The sequence below is a fragment of the Ralstonia sp. 25mfcol4.1 genome, from assembly GCF_900104095.1.
Taxonomy (GTDB): domain Bacteria; phylum Pseudomonadota; class Gammaproteobacteria; order Burkholderiales; family Burkholderiaceae; genus Cupriavidus.
The window spans coordinates 1-14,420 of record NZ_FNJO01000012.1 but is presented as its reverse complement, the minus strand read 5'-3'; the positions used below and the strand labels follow the sequence as shown (position 1 = coordinate 14,420).

The 14,420-nt window shown below is 64.1% G+C and carries 14 protein-coding genes and 1 tRNA gene; 9 read left to right on the top strand and 6 right to left on the bottom strand.

All coding sequences use genetic code 11. From position 1 onward, the window contains the following. The first annotated feature begins 281 nt into the window (after positions 1-281). The 5 genes from BLQ58_RS20215 to BLQ58_RS20195 all read left to right on the top strand — a co-directional run bounded on the left by BLQ58_RS20215 (position 282) and on the right by BLQ58_RS20195 (position 6,309). Positions 282-1,667: a phosphomannomutase/phosphoglucomutase gene (locus tag BLQ58_RS20215; protein WP_029051454.1), complete on the top strand. Its 1,386-nt coding sequence runs from the start codon at positions 282-284 to the stop codon at positions 1,665-1,667. Next, the gene (gene waaC / locus BLQ58_RS20210) at positions 1,648-2,739 is read left to right on the top strand and encodes a lipopolysaccharide heptosyltransferase I (RefSeq protein WP_029051455.1); all 1,092 of its coding nucleotides are present in this window, start codon (positions 1,648-1,650) and stop codon (positions 2,737-2,739) included. Before BLQ58_RS20215 ends, waaC begins: the two co-directional genes overlap by 20 nt. Next, entirely contained in the window at positions 2,739-4,013 is a 1,275-nt protein-coding gene (waaA, locus tag BLQ58_RS20205; protein WP_029051456.1) for a lipid IV(A) 3-deoxy-D-manno-octulosonic acid transferase, read from the top strand. Before waaC ends, waaA begins: the two co-directional genes overlap by 1 nt. An 86-nt stretch (positions 4,014-4,099) precedes the next feature. Then, entirely contained in the window at positions 4,100-4,936 is an 837-nt protein-coding gene (locus BLQ58_RS20200) for an META and DUF4377 domain-containing protein (protein WP_029051457.1), read from the top strand. Between the two features lie 68 nt (positions 4,937-5,004). Further along, entirely contained in the window at positions 5,005-6,309 is a 1,305-nt protein-coding gene (locus tag BLQ58_RS20195) for an O-antigen ligase family protein (protein WP_092601554.1), read from the top strand. A 32-nt stretch (positions 6,310-6,341) separates the two neighbouring features. Here BLQ58_RS20195 and BLQ58_RS20190 read toward each other — a convergent pair whose 3' ends face one another. The 4 genes from BLQ58_RS20190 to BLQ58_RS20175 all read right to left on the bottom strand — a co-directional run bounded on the left by BLQ58_RS20190 (position 6,342) and on the right by BLQ58_RS20175 (position 10,024). Continuing rightward, positions 6,342-7,814 carry a TolC family outer membrane protein gene (locus tag BLQ58_RS20190; RefSeq protein WP_029051488.1) on the bottom strand — a complete coding sequence of 491 codons (1,473 nt, stop codon included), beginning with the start codon at positions 7,812-7,814 and terminating at the stop codon, positions 6,342-6,344. A gap of 163 nt (positions 7,815-7,977) precedes the next feature. Next, positions 7,978-8,301, bottom strand: a complete 324-nt coding sequence (locus tag BLQ58_RS20185) for a rhodanese-like domain-containing protein (protein ID WP_029051489.1) — start codon at positions 8,299-8,301, stop codon at positions 7,978-7,980. Positions 8,302-8,314: 13 nt separating this feature from the next. Then, a complete protein-coding gene (locus tag BLQ58_RS20180; RefSeq protein WP_029051490.1) occupies positions 8,315-8,968 on the bottom strand; it encodes a protein-L-isoaspartate O-methyltransferase family protein in 654 nt (217 codons plus the stop codon). A gap of 240 nt (positions 8,969-9,208) precedes the next feature. Further along, positions 9,209-10,024: a TetR/AcrR family transcriptional regulator gene (locus tag BLQ58_RS20175; protein ID WP_029051491.1), complete on the bottom strand. Its 816-nt coding sequence runs from the start codon at positions 10,022-10,024 to the stop codon at positions 9,209-9,211. Between the two features lie 217 nt (positions 10,025-10,241). Here BLQ58_RS20175 and BLQ58_RS20170 point away from each other — a divergent pair, with 217 nt between their 5' ends. The 3 genes from BLQ58_RS20170 (at position 10,242) to BLQ58_RS20160 (ending at position 12,083) form a co-directional block, all read left to right on the top strand. After that, the gene (locus BLQ58_RS20170; RefSeq protein ID WP_029051492.1) at positions 10,242-10,529 is read left to right on the top strand and encodes a hypothetical protein; all 288 of its coding nucleotides are present in this window, start codon (positions 10,242-10,244) and stop codon (positions 10,527-10,529) included. A 26-nt stretch (positions 10,530-10,555) separates the two neighbouring features. Further along, the gene (locus tag BLQ58_RS20165) at positions 10,556-11,122 is read left to right on the top strand and encodes a DUF1439 domain-containing protein (protein ID WP_029051493.1); all 567 of its coding nucleotides are present in this window, start codon (positions 10,556-10,558) and stop codon (positions 11,120-11,122) included. 79 nt (positions 11,123-11,201) lie between these two features. After that, positions 11,202-12,083, top strand: a complete 882-nt coding sequence (locus BLQ58_RS20160) for an undecaprenyl-diphosphate phosphatase (protein WP_029051494.1) — start codon at positions 11,202-11,204, stop codon at positions 12,081-12,083. Between the two features lie 58 nt (positions 12,084-12,141). Here the strand turns inward: BLQ58_RS20160 and trmB are convergent, their stop codons facing one another. Together trmB and BLQ58_RS20150 are read right to left on the bottom strand one after the other, a co-directional pair. Next, complete coding sequence (trmB, locus tag BLQ58_RS20155; protein WP_029051495.1) at positions 12,142-12,924, bottom strand: tRNA (guanosine(46)-N7)-methyltransferase TrmB; 783 nt, start codon at positions 12,922-12,924, stop codon at positions 12,142-12,144. Between the two features lie 76 nt (positions 12,925-13,000). Beyond that, positions 13,001-13,075: transfer RNA gene (locus BLQ58_RS20150), tRNA-Gly, on the bottom strand. 252 nt (positions 13,076-13,327) lie between these two features. Here BLQ58_RS20150 and BLQ58_RS20145 point away from each other — a divergent pair. Further along, on the top strand, positions 13,328-14,083 hold the full coding sequence (locus BLQ58_RS20145; protein WP_254776036.1) for a class I SAM-dependent methyltransferase: 756 nt from the start codon (positions 13,328-13,330) through the stop codon (positions 14,081-14,083). The last annotated feature ends 337 nt before the right edge of the window (positions 14,084-14,420 follow it).

Here is a 14,420-nt window from a genome sequence, read left to right as displayed (position 1 = left end):
GGCGGAGGTCTCGAACAGGGGATGCATGCGCGGCAATGCGGCGGACGCCCATCGGCCGCCTCCTGATTGGATCGGTTGTCCGAAAAAACGTGCGCGGGCAGACCGATGGCAGTCAAAAAGCGCCGAAAAATTCCCCTGAGGGGGCGGCTGAAGGCGATTATAGCGCCTGCGCTACGCGCAATCCGGCACAATACGGCTTTTTGGCGCCCTGCCCGCGCCCCTCCCGAGGCGTCCCGCCATGGGGTGGAATCGCACGATGAACCTTGTCTCCAGGAAGCCACATGCAAATTGATCCCTCGATCTTCAAGGCCTATGACATCCGCGGCATCGTCGGCAAGACGCTGACCCCGGAAGTGGCCCGTTACATCGGCCTGTCGTTTGGCTCGGCCGCCGTCGAACTTGGCGAGAAAACCGTGGTGGTGGGCCGCGACGGCCGGCTCTCGGGGCCGGATCTGCTGGGCGGGCTGGTTGAAGGCCTGCGCACCGCCGGCCTGGACGTGATCGACGTCGGCCTGGTTGCTACGCCGATGGTGTATTTCGGGACCAATATCGAGTTGGATGGCCGCCGCGCCACGTCCGGCATCATGGTCACGGGCAGTCACAATCCGCCCGACTACAACGGTTTCAAGATGGTGCTGGGCGGCAAGGCCATCTATGGGGAGCAGATTCAGGCCCTGCGCCAGCGCATCGACGCTGGCAATTTCACCAAGGGTGGCGGCAGCTACAAGCTCGTGGACGTCCGCCTGCAGTACCTGGACCGCATCATCGGCGACGTCAAGCTGGCGCGCCCGATGAAGATTGCGCTGGATGCCGGCAACGGCGTGGCCGGTGCGTTCGTGGGCGATCTGTTCCGCGGGCTGGGCTGCGAGGTCGTGGAACTGTTCTGCGACGTGGACGGCCATTTCCCAAACCATCATCCCGATCCGGCGCATGTCGAAAACCTGCAGGACCTGATGAAGTGCCTGCGCGAGACTGATTGCGAACTGGGCCTGGCCTTCGATGGCGACGGCGACCGTCTGGGCGTGGTCACCAAGGACGGGCAGGTCATCTTCCCGGACCGCCAGTTGATGCTGTTTGCCGAGGAAATTCTGTCACGCAACCCCGGCCAGCAGGTCATCTACGACGTGAAATGCACGGGCAAGCTGGCGCCGTGGATTCGCCAGCACGGTGGTGAGCCGCTGATGTGGAAGACCGGCCATTCGCTGGTCAAGGCCAAGCTCAAGGAAACGGGCGCGCCAATCGCCGGCGAGATGAGCGGCCACGTGTTCTTCAAGGACCGCTGGTACGGCTTTGACGATGGCCTGTACACGGGCGCACGCCTGCTGGAAATCCTGTCGCGCCACGCCGACCCGAGCGCCGTGCTGAACGCGTTGCCGAACTCGAACTGCACGCCGGAGCTGCAACTCAAGGTCGCCGAGGGCGAAGCCTTCACGCTGCTTGACAAGATCCGCGCCAATGCGAAGTTCGAGGGCGCAAAGGAAGTGATCACGATCGACGGCGTGCGCGTGGAATATCCGGACGGCTTCGGCCTGGCCCGGCCGTCGAACACCACGCCCGTGGTGGTGATGCGCTTCGAGGCCGACAACGATGCCGCGCTGGCGCGCATCCAGGCCGAGTTCAAGCGCGTGATTCTGGCGGAAAAACCGGATGCAAAGCTCCCGTTCTGAGGGCGTGCCGCCGTCGGCCGAGACCCCGCCGCAGCCTTTGGCGGCGGCGGGGACGTTTGCGTTGCCTGCCCGGCCACGTATCCTGATCGTCAAGGTGTCGTCGCTGGGCGACGTCGTGCACAACATGCCGCTGGTACACGACCTGCGCGCGCGCTGGCCGGATGCGGAGATCGACTGGGTGGTGGAAGAGGGCTACGTCGACCTGGTGAAGCTGCTGCCCGAAGTGCGCCGCGTCATCCCGTTTGCGCTGCGGCGGTGGCGCAAGCGGTTCTGGCAGGGCCAGACCTGGGCGGAGGTAGCCGCATTGCGCGCGGCCATCCGCGAACAGGCCTATGACGCCGTGCTGGAGACGCAGGGCCTGCTCAAGACGGCCATCGTGGCGCGCACCGCTTCGCGCGCCGCTGGCGCACCGGTGATCGGGTTGGGCAATGCGACGCAAGGTTCGGGCTACGAGCCGGCTGCGCGGCTGTTTTATACCGCGCCCGTCACGGTGCCCCGACAGACCCATTCCGTCCGGCGGTCGCGCCTGCTTGGCGCGGCCTTGACCGGCACGACGCCGCCGGAGCCGCCGCAGTTCTTTGGGCTGGCCGCCAGCACGCTGCGTGTCGACGATCCGCTCTGGGCCGGCCTGCCGGCACGCTTCGCGGTCTGTTTCCACGCCACGGCGGGTGCGAAGAAACGCTGGCCGGTGGCGAACTGGCATGCACTTGGCCACAAGCTGCATGCGGAAGGGCTCACCGTGCTGCTGCCGTGGGGCAGCGAATCCGAAAGGCGCGACGCCGAGGCGCTGGCCGCTGGCATGCCCGGCGCGCAGGTGCTGCCGCGTTTCTCGGTGATGCAGGGTTTCGGCCTGATCAACCGGGCCGAGGTGGTCATCGGGGTCGATACCGGGCTGGTACATATCGCCGCGGCGCTGTGCCGGCCGACGGTCGAGATCTATACCGCCACGTGGCGCTGGAAGACCGAAGGCTACTGGTCGGACCGCATCGCCAACGTGGGCGACGACGGCATCGTGCCCGACGTCGATGAGGTTTATGCCGCCGCACGGCGCGTGCGCGGAGTCTCCATCTGATGCTTCGAATTGTTTATACCTTGCTCTGGCTGGTGATCCTGCCAGTGGCGCTGCTGCGCCTGACGTGGCGGTCACGCAAGGAACCTGGCTATCTTCATCACGTGGGGGAGCGCCTCGGGCGCTACGACGACGTGCCGGCCGACGGCCCGTGGCTATGGGTCCATGCCGTATCGGTGGGCGAAACGCGTGCCGCGCAGCCGCTGATCGACGCCTTGCTGGCCGCCTATCCGCAGCACCAGCTGCTGCTCACGCACATGACGCCGACCGGGCGGCAGACCGGCGCGCAGCTTTATGGCAGCAACCCGCGCGTGCAGCAGTGCTACCTGCCCTATGACGTGCCCTACATGGTGCGGCGTTTTCTGGCGCATTTCCGGCCGGACGCCGGACTGATCATGGAAACGGAGGTCTGGCCGAACCTGGTGCACGTGACCCGGCGCGCCGGCGTGCCGCTGTTCCTGGTCAACGCCCGATTGTCGCCGCGCAGCTATCGGCGCACGGCGCGATTCGGCAACGCGGCAGCTTCGCTCTACAACGACTTCACGATGGTGCTGGCCCAGACGCCGGGCGACGCCGAGCGGTATCGCGCGCTGGGGGTGAAAGCGGTGCAGATCACCGGGAACCTGAAGTTCGACATGCAGCCGCCGGAGGCGGGCATGGCGCGCGGGCAGCAGTTGCGGCGTGCGTTTGGCGGCCGGCAGGTATTGGCGGCCGCCAGCACGCGCGAAGGCGAGGAGCCGCTGATCCTGGAAGCTTTCTCGCGCTGGCCCGGCGAGACGCGTCCCGCGCTGCTGCTGGTGCCGCGTCATCCGCAGCGGTTCGACGAAGTCGCCGCCATGGCCGCGCGCGCCGGATTTACCGTCCAGCGCCGCAGCGCGCTCGACATCGATCAGGTGGCGGAACCCATCACGGCCGACATCGTGCTCGGCGATTCGATGGGTGAAATGGCGATGTACTACGCGGCATCGGACATGGCCTATATCGGCGGCAGCCTGATCCCGCTGGGCGGGCAGAACCTCATCGAGGCCTGCGCGGTAGGCGCGCCGGTGTTGATGGGGCTGCACACTTTCAACTTCGCGCAAGCCACCGAGGATGCCATTGCCGCCGGCGCCTGCCTGCGCGTGGCCAACGCCGACGAACTGATGGCCGCGGCGGCCGGCGTGCTGGGCGATGCGGCGCGGCTGGCCGAGATGCGGGCGAATGCACTGACGTTCGCGGGGCTGCATCGGGGGGCGACGGCCCGGACGCTGGGGGCGCTGGCGCCAGTGTTGCGCTGACATACAGACGACGCGCGGGACGCTAGACTGGTCGATATTGTGGATGTTGCTGCGCTTTTCGCGCGGCAAGCTGAAGGAGTCGACCCATGCAAAGTGTTCTGCGTTCCCTTGTGATGACTCTGCTGCTTGGCGCGGCGGCCGTCCTGTCGGCCTGTGCCACGGGCCAGCCGCCCGACAATCCATCGGCCAGTGCCAGCCTGAACGAAACGCGCTCCAGCGGCCCCAGCCGCTGGCAACTGGTGCGCTGGCAGATGCCGGACGGCACGATGCGTGACATTCCGTACGGCGACAACGGCGAGCCGATCGTCTTTAATTTCAGCGACGGCATCGACTCGTCGCAAGGCACCGTCAACGGCACCAGCGGGTGCAACCGCTTTACCGGTGGCTATGGCAAGACCGACACCGGCATCCGGTTCGACCGCGTGGCGGGCACGCGCATGGCGTGTCTGGGCCCCCGGATGGAAACGGAGTCGGCCCTGCTCAAGACAATGCAGTCGCCCTTTACGACGGTCGGCACGCAGCCATCGGCCGGCGCCACGGGCCGCCAGATCATCTGGAAGACGGCCGATGGCGATCTGCTGCAGTTCGTCGAACGCGAAGGCGTAGGGAGGCGCGGCGACAAGCTGGACCCCGCAACGGGGGCCGTGCCTGGCCGGGAGAAAATCGTCTATATCGATTCACAGCGCGTGGAATGCACCGGTGCCGGCAAGCTGCAGTGCTACCGCTGGCGGGAATCGTCCGACGCGCCTTGGCAACTCTGGTACGGGCCGATCGAGGGCCTCGATTTCGAGCCGGGCATCACGTACAAGCTGCGGGTGAGGGAGTACCAGGTGCCGAATCCTCCGGCCGATGCGACGGTCATTCGGTGGCAGTTGCTCGAGGTGGTGGAGCGGCGGAGGGGAAGTGAAAGGGCGATGGATTAGAATGGCGGGTTGATTTGGCGCTGGCCGGGGACGCACGTATTCGGCAGAGCGAGTGACTCTTTCGACTTATGATTATTCGCACCAACCGGCTGTCGACGATGGCCGATGCTCTCGTCCTTGCGTTTCCGATCCTGGTTCTGTGCGTGCCACGGGGGGCAGGGATGTTTCTGGCGGGCGTCGGTGTGGTGCTTCTGGGCGGGGGGCGTGGGCTGGGACGCGATTGGCGCCAGCATGCCAATGTGCTGATGCCGCTGACTCTCGCGGTTCTGGCGTTCCTGGTGGTCTACCTAGTGTCGAAGTTTTATCACCACACCCCATGGAATGTGATCGACAATCCGTCCCGTATGCTGCTGGCGGTTCTGACCTGCTGGATTATCGTTCGCGCCGCGCCGAATCCTGATCGACTTTGGACCGGAATTACCATGGGATTGTTTGGATCGCTGGTGATCGTGACCTTCCAAACGCTGGTCTTGCACACTGACAGGCCGTCGGCGTGGGTTCAGCCTATCGCGTTTGCAAATATGGTGGCAGCACTGGCTCTAGTTGGCTTTGCTAGGCCCGGCAACGGGCTCCGAACGCACGTTCAGGCTTGGCTCAACGTTGCTTGTGCGACGCTGACCCTCATGATGAACGGCTCACGGGGCGGCATGGTGGCGATGTTGCTTACGCTGTTTCCCTTGCTTCTGGTCCGGTATCGCGGCTTTAGCCTGCGCATGTTCCTAGCTTCCAGTGCAGCCATTTTAGCCATTGTGGGCGGAGCGTACCTTGTACCTGGTAGTCCGCTGGCCGAGCGGGTGGATAAGGCAGTGATGGAGGTACGTCAGTTTGATCAGGGTAATTCGGAATCGTCGGTTGGCGCACGGTTGCAGATGTGGGAAATCGGTATGCGTTATTTTGCCGAGCATCCGTGGTCGGGAATTGGGGCCGGACAGTTCGCTCTGATTCTAAAGGAGGCCCCGTATTGCGCCAACCGATCGGAGTCGATGGTGTGCGTGCTTGAACACGCACATAACGATGTTGTGGAGGCTGCTTCTACGACGGGTGTACCCGGGCTGTTGACCTTGCTTGGACTATTCCTCGTTCCGGCCGCGCTGTTCTGGAGGATGATTCGTACGTGCCGCGCAACAGGCAACGTTCGTGGTGAAAGCGTCGGAGCTGCAGGCCTTGCCGTCATTATGGCGTCGTTGCTATCGGGTCTGACGCAGGTGACCCTCGCGCACCAGGCAAATATCGTTTTCTATGCTGGTTTGGTGGGCTTACTGCTGGGCTTGGCTGGTCGAGAGGCGGCCAGTGCTGCGGGACCTGTTGTCACGTCGGACGCCGGTCGTGACGTGGTAGCCTCCACCACGAGATCGTCGTCCTTGTCCGCCTGAAGCCGCATGGTGCGTGGCAAAGCGATATCCGCCTAACTACGCGGCGAGCCGGGCATGTCCCGTCGGGAACTGGTTCCGCGCGCCGGCTTGGCGGCTGGTGCAGACCCCACGTTCATCTTCCCCGGCACCTTATACATCGCCCCCGGCAACTGCGTCAGCAGCGTGTTGATCTGCACCACATCGTCCTCGGACAGCGTGCCGGTCGAAGCCTTCAGGCGCATGCCATTCATGATGGTGTCGTAACGGGCCTTTGACAGGTCGCGCCGCGTGGAAAACAGCTGGGCTTCGGCGTTCAGCACGTCGATATTGATGCGCACGCCCACCTCGTAGCCTAGCTGGTTGGATTCCACGGCGCTCTGTGCCGAGCGCTCCGCCGCTTCCAGTGCCTTGACTTGGGCCAACCCGTTAAAAACGCCGGAGTACGTCTGGCGTGCCTGTTGCGCGGCCGTGCGGCGGGCAAATTCCAGATCGCTCGCGGCCTTGTCGGCCAGGGCCAGGGTTTCGCGCACGCGGGACTGGATCTGGCCGCCGGTGAAGATCGGGATATTCAGCTGCACGCCCACAACGCCGGAGTTGTAGCGGCTACCGACGTTGCTGAGCTGCGTGGCCGTGCCCTGGGCGTTGGTGTAGCCGTAGGATGCCACCAGATCCACCGAAGGCAGGTGGCCCGCCTTGGCCTTGTTCGTCTCGCGCTGGGCGGTTTCCAGGTTATAGCTGGCCAGTCCCACCTGCGGATTGGTCTGCTCGGCCTGCGATGCCCACGCGTTCACGTCGGCCGGCAGTGGCCCGGGGATCTGGGCCTCGGGCCGCAGCCCCATCAGTTCGTCCACGGGTTTGCCGGTGATCTGCTGCAGCGTGGCGCGGGTCACCTCCAGTGCGCTCTGGGCGGCGATTTCGGTCGATGTAGCGAGGTCGTAGCGAGCCTGCGCGTCGTTGGCATCGGTGATCGTGGCCGTGCCTACCTCGAAATTGCGTTTGGCCTGTTCCAGCTGTTCGCCGATGGCCTTCTTCTGTGCGCCGGCCAGGTAGAGGTTGTCCTGCGCGGCCAGCACGTCGAAGTAGGCCTGCGACGCGCGCGTGATCAGGTCCAGCTGCGCCTGCTGAAACGTAACTTCCCCCGCCAGCGACGCCAGTTCGCCCTGCTTGTAGGTTTCCCAGCGGTCCCAGCGGAACAGGGGCTGTGTCAACTGCAGCGCCCAGGTGTTGGCGTTGAAGTAGCGCGTGGTATCCACCGGCGAACTGTAGTCGGCCATGGTCCGCTGCGCGCCCGCCGTGCCCGCGACCTGGGGCAGCAGGCCGGCACGACCCTGCGGCAGCTTTTCGCGCGTGGCCAGCAATTGCGAGCGGGCGCTGGCGAACTGGGCGTCGTTGGCTTGCGCGTCGCGATACACCTGCAGCAGGTCGGCGGCCAGCGCGGACGGCATGGGCAGCCAGGCGAGCAGGGCAGCCGCGAGCGCCAGGGGTTTCCTGGCCGCAACGGACACGGCGGAAAGCGCAAAACTCATGACATCTCCAGCTCGGCCAGCGGCACGCGCGGCCAACGATCGATAGGTTGCGACGGGTGGTACTGCCAGGGACGGGGTACTTCGGATATTGCGGATGCTGCGGGTACGGCCGGGCTGCGGCGCGGTGGCACGGCCCCGGCGTGCTGCCGGGGCCGGTTCCGGATCAATACTGCGGAACGGACGGATCGACCTGGGTCGACCAGGCGTGGATGCCGCCGGTTAGGTTCCAGACCTTGGCATAGCCCTGGCGCTCCAGGAAGTTGGCCACCTGCATGCTGCGTGCGCCGTGGTGGCAGATGCAGACGATCTCGGCGTCTTCGTCGATGTCGTTGAGACGGGCCGGAATCTGGCCCATCGGGATATGCGTGATGCCGGGCATCGCGGCGGTGCGCACTTCCAGATCCTCGCGCACATCCAGCAACACCGGCTTGGCGCGGCCGGCATCGGCCAGCCATTGCGCCAGTTCGGGGGCGGTAATTACCTGCATGGCCGGCTCCGGTTCAGAACTTGAAGCGCGACGGCTGTGCCGCGCCTTGCAGCGGCTTGGCCAGCGTCTCGAACACGTTCACCATCTGGTACTCGGTGTCCGACACGCGCGTGATGATGCGGGCTTCCATCACGGGCGCCGTGCCGATGATGGCGGCGATACGGCCGCCAACCTTGACCTGCGACAGGATCGACTGCGGCAGCTCCGGCAGCGAGCCGGAGATGCAGATGACGTCGTACGGCGCGGCCACGGCCCAGCCGTCGGCGGCATTGCCTTCGGCCACTTCCACATTGGTCACGCCGGCATTGGCCAGGTTCTGGCGCGCCAGTGCCACCAGTTCCGGACGGATATCGACGGTCACCACGTGGCGGCCGCGCGCCGCCAGCAGCGCGGCCATGTAGCCCGAACCTGCGCCGATTTCCAGCACGTTCTCGTGCTTGCGTACGTTCAGGTCCTGCAGGACGCGGGCTTCCACGCGCGGGGGCATCATGTTCTCGCCGCCCGGCAGGGGAATCTCCATGTCGACGAAAGCCAGCGCGGCGTAGGCCTGCGGCACGAACTGCTCGCGCTTAACCACGGCCAGCAGGTCCAGGATTTCCTGGTCCAGCACGTCCCATGGGCGGATTTGCTGTTCGATCATGTTGAATCGGGCTTTTTCGAGATCCATCTTGCCTTTCCTTCCAGATGCTTGCGGGGTTGCGCCGCCGGCCGGCTTTTTTTTCCCGCCGTCCGCGCTGTTGTTTCGATCAGTGCCGGATTTGCCTCGTCCCGTCCGGCGGCAGAGCCGCCGCATGCCGGGATGTTACGCAAAAGCCCGCTATTTTACCTCCGCCGACCGGGCTGGCATGTTTACAAACGGTTAGCGTTGCGCCGTGGCACGCGGGCCGGTGCGCGGCGTGGGGTGTCTTCATGTCGGGATGGTCGCTGCATCGTCCCGGCCGGGCTGCGCGGCGGGTGCGGATTCCGAGGCGGCACGCTCCGCCATCAGCTCGTTACGGATCCGTTCCCAGACGAACGGGCCCTGGGGCACGGGCAGCGGGGTGTCACGGGCGGCGCCCGCTGTCAGGCCGAACAGCAGCATATGCAGCAGCTGGTCCAGGAAGGCGTCGGGGTCGATGGCCGGCACATTGACCTGGCTGAAGGCGCTGCGCCAGAGCATCAGGAACACCAGCGGCGCGCACAGCAGCGTGGTCGCGGGATTGGCCGGCACGTGGCGGAACTCGCCGCGTGCCACCCCGCGCGCCAGCACGCGGGCAAACAGCGCATCGCCGGGGCCCATCACCTCGTCCTGGTAGAACTGGGCGATATCGGGGAAATTGCCCGACTCGGCAATGATCAGCTTGGTCAGCCCGGCTACCGGCGTGGCGCCGATCAGGCCCCACCAGCCCAGCAGCAGTTCGCGCAGCAGTTCGGGGGTGGAGCCTTCGTAGGTGTCCACCAGGTCCGTGCCCTTGGCCAGCGCGGGCACCATGTTTTCCCGGACCACCGTCTTGAACAGTTCTTCCTTGTTCGCGAAATACAAATAGACCGTTCCCTTCGACACACCGGCCGCCGCCGCCACGTCCTCCAGCCGGGTCGCGGCGTAGCCGCGTTCTACGAACAGCGTCAACGCGGCGGCCACCAGCTCTTGCGGGCGCGCGGCCTTGCGGCGGCTCCAGCGGCGGGGTTCGTGGTCTTTTTTGGGCAGGGCAGGGCTCACGGGGCAGGCACGAAAGCGATGCATGCGGGACGCACCGGGGTATTAATAACTTGTCGGTCAGTAATGTAGAGGACCGGAATTGCGGGGTCAAGCGGCGTGCGACGAACGGGATAAGTGATGCATGATACGTACGTTGCGCTTTGTTGCAGGTCTTGCGGATCGGGTCAGGCACAATGCCGGCTTGGCACAGCGCCTCCGCCGTGCCCTTTTATTGTCGGCAATCTGTCGCTGAACCTTCACCATGTCCTGCCAGTCTGAACCCACCTGCCGTGCCGGCTGCGGCGCCTGCTGTATCGCGCCGTCGATCACGTCGTCCCTGCCAGGCATGCCGCATGGCAAGCCGGCCGGCCAGGGGTGCGCACAACTGATGGCGGACATGCGGTGTGCGGTGTTCGGGCAGCCGCAGCGGCCGGCATTCTGCGGCGGACTGCGTCCGTCGGCCGAAATGTGCGGCGATTCCCGCGAATCCGCCATAGCCTGGCTGACGCGGCTTGAGCAGGCGACGGCGCCGGCCGGGGCGGTGCGCTGACCCTACTGTTTGATGGAGATGCATGCATGATCGCGATGACGCGCCGGCGCTGGCTGGCGGCCGCAGGTGTCGCTACGCTGGTGGCCACGGGCTGGCTGGCGGGCTGCAGCGTATTCCGCAGCGAGTACACATTCTCGCAAAGCCAGCTGCAGGATGCGCTGGCGAAGAAATTCCCGTTCAACAAGCGTTATATGGAGGTGTTCGATATCCAGCTTGCCAACCCGCAGCTGGCGCTGGACTCCACGCGCAATCGCGTGCTGGTTAGCTTCGATGCCACCATCGACAACCGGCTGTTTTTCCGCCAGCCGCTGACGGGCCGCTTCGCGCTGGACAGCGCGCTGCGCTATGACCCGCCAAGTCATTCGCTGGTGCTGCAGGACCCCGAGGTCAAGCAGTTCGACGTGCAGGGATTGCCGGGCCAGTTTTCACGCCAGTTGAATGCACTGGGCGGTATCCTGTCAGAGCAGTTGCTGCAAAACTATCCGCTTTATACGTTCAAGCCGGAGCAGTTGCGGCTGGCCGGCACCAGCGTGGAGCCCGGTACAATCACGGTCCTGCCTGACGGTATCAACGTCAAGATTAATCGGCCGTAAATCCAGAGCAACAATAATGCGATGCCTTCGGGCATCGCTGGCGGTACCCCCGCCATTCGCGCCCACTTTTTGAGTCCATATGGATATTGCACTCGCCCTCAAGGCCGTGATTCTCGGCATCGTCGAAGGACTGACCGAGTTTCTCCCCATTTCCAGCACCGGCCACCTGATTCTTGCCGGACAACTGCTGGACTTCAATGACGAAAAAGGCAAGATCTTCGAGATCGTGATTCAGTTCGGCGCGATCCTGGCGGTTTGCTGGGAATTCCGGCGGCGTATCGGCGCCGTACTGGGCGGGCTGGCGTCCGACCCGAGGCAGCAACGCTTTGCGATCAACGTGATCGTTGCCACGGTGCCGGCCATCGTATTGGCGCTGGTGTTCGGCAAATGGATCAAGGCCCATCTGTTCAATCCGATTACCGTGGCGCTGGCGTTCATCGTCGGCGGCGTGGTGATTCTCTGGGCGGAATGGCGAGAGCGGCGGCGCGGTACCGTGTCGCATCCGCAGGGCAATGCGCTGCTGGAAGCGGCGAAAGCTGGCGCGCCGCGCATCGAATCGATCGACGACCTGACCTGGCGCGACGCCTTGAAGGTGGGCCTGGCGCAGTGTTTCGCCCTGGTGCCGGGCACCTCGCGCTCGGGCGCGACCATTATTGGCGGCATGCTGTTCGGCTTGTCGCGTCAGGTGGCCACCGAGTTCTCGTTCTTCCTGGCGATTCCGGTCATTTTCGGCGCCACGGTCTACGAACTGTACAAGGCGCGCGCGGTGCTGTCGGCCGACGACCTGGGCATTTTCGGCATCGGCTTTGTGTTCGCGTTCCTTTCGGCGTTCCTGTGCGTACGATGGCTGCTGCGATTCGTGGCCACGCATGATTTCAAGCCATTTGCGTGGTATCGGATCGCTTTCGGGATTATCGTGCTGCTGACCGCCTGGACGGGTATGGTGTCCTGGCACGCCTGATTTGCGACGCAAGCGCTAATCCGCGACATCATGAAAAAAGGGGCCGTTGGCCCCTTTCTTATTTCTTCCGGAATACCACGTCCCAAACGCCGTGGCCTAGCCGCACGCCGCGTTTTTCGAATTTGGTCACGGGACGGTAATCGGGGCGTTCCGCAAAGCCGCCGGCAGCGGTCGAGGTATTTTCCAGGGCCGGTTCGCCGCTGAGAACTTCCACCATCTGGTGCGCGTATTCTTCCCAGTCCGTCGCGCAGTGGAAATAACCACCGGGCTTCAGGCGGCTGGCCAGCACCTTGACCAGCGGCGGCTGCACCAGGCGGCGCTTGTTGTGGCGCTTCTTGTGCCACGGGTCGGGAAAGAAGATATGCACGCCGTCCAGCGACTGCTCGGTCAGCATGTGGGCGATGACTTCCACCGCGTCGTGGTTCATGATCCGCACGTTCTGCAGATCGTTCTCGCCAATCAGCTTCAGCAGCGCGCCGACGCCAGGCTCATGGACTTCGCAGCCCAGGAAATTGTCCTGCGGACGCAGTTTGGCGATATGCGCCGTCGTCTCGCCCATGCCGAAGCCAATTTCAAGAATCGACGGTGCCTCGCGCCCGAACGTGGCCGCCCAGTCCAGCGGCTCGCCTTGATACGGCACGATGAATTTCGGACCGAGATCGTCGATGGCGCGCTGCTGTCCGGTGGACGTGCGCCCGGCTCGCCTGACAAACGAGCGGATGCGGCGCGGATGCGCGACCTCGTCACCCGGCTTGGCAGGGGTGGCGTCTTCAGGGTGTCCGCTGGCGCCGTCGGCGTCGTCGCCCGGCAGCGTGTCGGTGTTCGTGTTTTGGGGAAGCATGGCAACAAAAAACCGCCGGGCGGATCGCCGGTCATCATTGACCGGGTGCCAGAGGCGGCTTGTCAGATCTGGGAAGTGGAGCGGGCGATGGGAATCGAACCCACGTCTTTAGCTTGGGAAGCTAAGGTAATGGCCATTATACGACGCCCGCCATGGCTTACTGGGGGCGGATTGTAGCACGTTCGTTGTCCATCGCGAAGAGACCGTTGAGCTCAAGAGGAGAGCGAGCCGGACTGGCGTGCTGGGATCGATATAATGCTCGAAATTAATACACGGGGGTGTACCCATGGGGAGCGGATTTCCAACGGAGTGCGTCGTTTGCGCGGGTGCGATCGGGCCGGGCATCACGCCCTGGCACTTCACCTGTCGCAGTTGCGGCTATGAGGGAAGCCTGTTGCAACCAGTGATCAACGACAAGCTAGCCCACCTTGCGGTCGACGAAAAAATTCGGGAGGCAGGGCTAAAGGCCATTCGGCTTGAAAATTTCCGGGAAGTGATCGATCTGATCCGGTCCAATGGCAACGGCGCGACGTTATTGGACGTTGGTGCTGCCCACGGCTGGTTTTTGGAGGAAGCAGTGCGGCACTTCGATGCACTGGGCCTCGAACCTGATCTGGCAGTTGGTGAAAAGACAGTGTCCCGGGGACTACCTGTTCGCATAGGTTACTTCCCCGATGCACTGACACCCGCCGAACGGTTCGACGTGATTGTGTTCAATGACGTAATCGAGCATATTCCACATATCGGTTCCGCACTTCGCGCTTCGGCGGACCGCTTGTTGGATAATGGCTTGTTGGTCCTGAGCCTTCCAAATAGCGCTGGATTATTCTATCGTCTAGCGCGCGGGTTTGCGCGCCTCGGATGGACCGGGCCGTTCGCTCGGCTCTGGCAAAAGGATTTGCCTTCACCGCATGTTCACTTCTTCAACAAGGACAATCTGACGGCGCTGGTTGAAAAGTCTGGCTTTCAGCTAATGAGTCAAATCGAACTACCGTCAGTCCGGGTAAAAGGGCTGGCTGCGAGGCTTCGCTGTGCCAATCCCCGCCTCGTCAGTTTTCTGATCCAGTACGGTGGAACGCTTGCACTTTTCCCTCTGACAAAGCTCTTTCCTAGTGACGCCATCGTGTGCGCTTACCGAAAACGCCATCGCCCTGACTAGTTATCCATCGGGCGGGCCGGACCCCGAAGGATGAAGCGGGCTTGGGGCCGGTGAATTGCGCGGTGACAGGAATAAGATGATAGACGGTGTCGGTAACGAGGTCGGCTCCCGCTTGGTGCCCCGAGCCCGTTGACTAGTTGGACCCGCAGCCCTGCGAGCACCCCGAATTGTGACCGTGGGTGGCAACACCCCGAAGCACGTCTACTAGATTTCGACAACGAGGGCTGCCGCCGACGCCGTTGACTCTGGCAGGAGGCTCCATGCAAGTACTCTATCCCCGCTGTGCCGGGCTGGACGTCCACAAGGACACCATCGTGGCCTGTGTGCGCTGCGTCTC

Coding starts and splice junctions, on each gene's coding strand:
- BLQ58_RS20215 (WP_029051454.1), top strand. CDS start 282: ATGCAAATTGATCCCTCGATCTTCAAGGCCTATGACATCCGCGGCATC.
- waaC (WP_029051455.1), top strand. CDS start 1,648: ATGCAAAGCTCCCGTTCTGAGGGCGTGCCGCCGTCGGCCGAGACCCCG.
- waaA (WP_029051456.1), top strand. CDS start 2,739: ATGCTTCGAATTGTTTATACCTTGCTCTGGCTGGTGATCCTGCCAGTG.
- BLQ58_RS20200 (WP_029051457.1), top strand. CDS start 4,100: ATGCAAAGTGTTCTGCGTTCCCTTGTGATGACTCTGCTGCTTGGCGCG.
- BLQ58_RS20195 (WP_092601554.1), top strand. CDS start 5,005: ATGATTATTCGCACCAACCGGCTGTCGACGATGGCCGATGCTCTCGTC.
- BLQ58_RS20190 (WP_029051488.1), bottom strand. CDS start 7,814: ATGAGTTTTGCGCTTTCCGCCGTGTCCGTTGCGGCCAGGAAACCCCTG.
- BLQ58_RS20185 (WP_029051489.1), bottom strand. CDS start 8,301: ATGCAGGTAATTACCGCCCCCGAACTGGCGCAATGGCTGGCCGATGCC.
- BLQ58_RS20180 (WP_029051490.1), bottom strand. CDS start 8,968: ATGGATCTCGAAAAAGCCCGATTCAACATGATCGAACAGCAAATCCGC.
- BLQ58_RS20175 (WP_029051491.1), bottom strand. CDS start 10,024: ATGCATCGCTTTCGTGCCTGCCCCGTGAGCCCTGCCCTGCCCAAAAAA.
- BLQ58_RS20170 (WP_029051492.1), top strand. CDS start 10,242: ATGTCCTGCCAGTCTGAACCCACCTGCCGTGCCGGCTGCGGCGCCTGC.
- BLQ58_RS20165 (WP_029051493.1), top strand. CDS start 10,556: ATGATCGCGATGACGCGCCGGCGCTGGCTGGCGGCCGCAGGTGTCGCT.
- BLQ58_RS20160 (WP_029051494.1), top strand. CDS start 11,202: ATGGATATTGCACTCGCCCTCAAGGCCGTGATTCTCGGCATCGTCGAA.
- trmB (WP_029051495.1), bottom strand. CDS start 12,924: ATGCTTCCCCAAAACACGAACACCGACACGCTGCCGGGCGACGACGCC.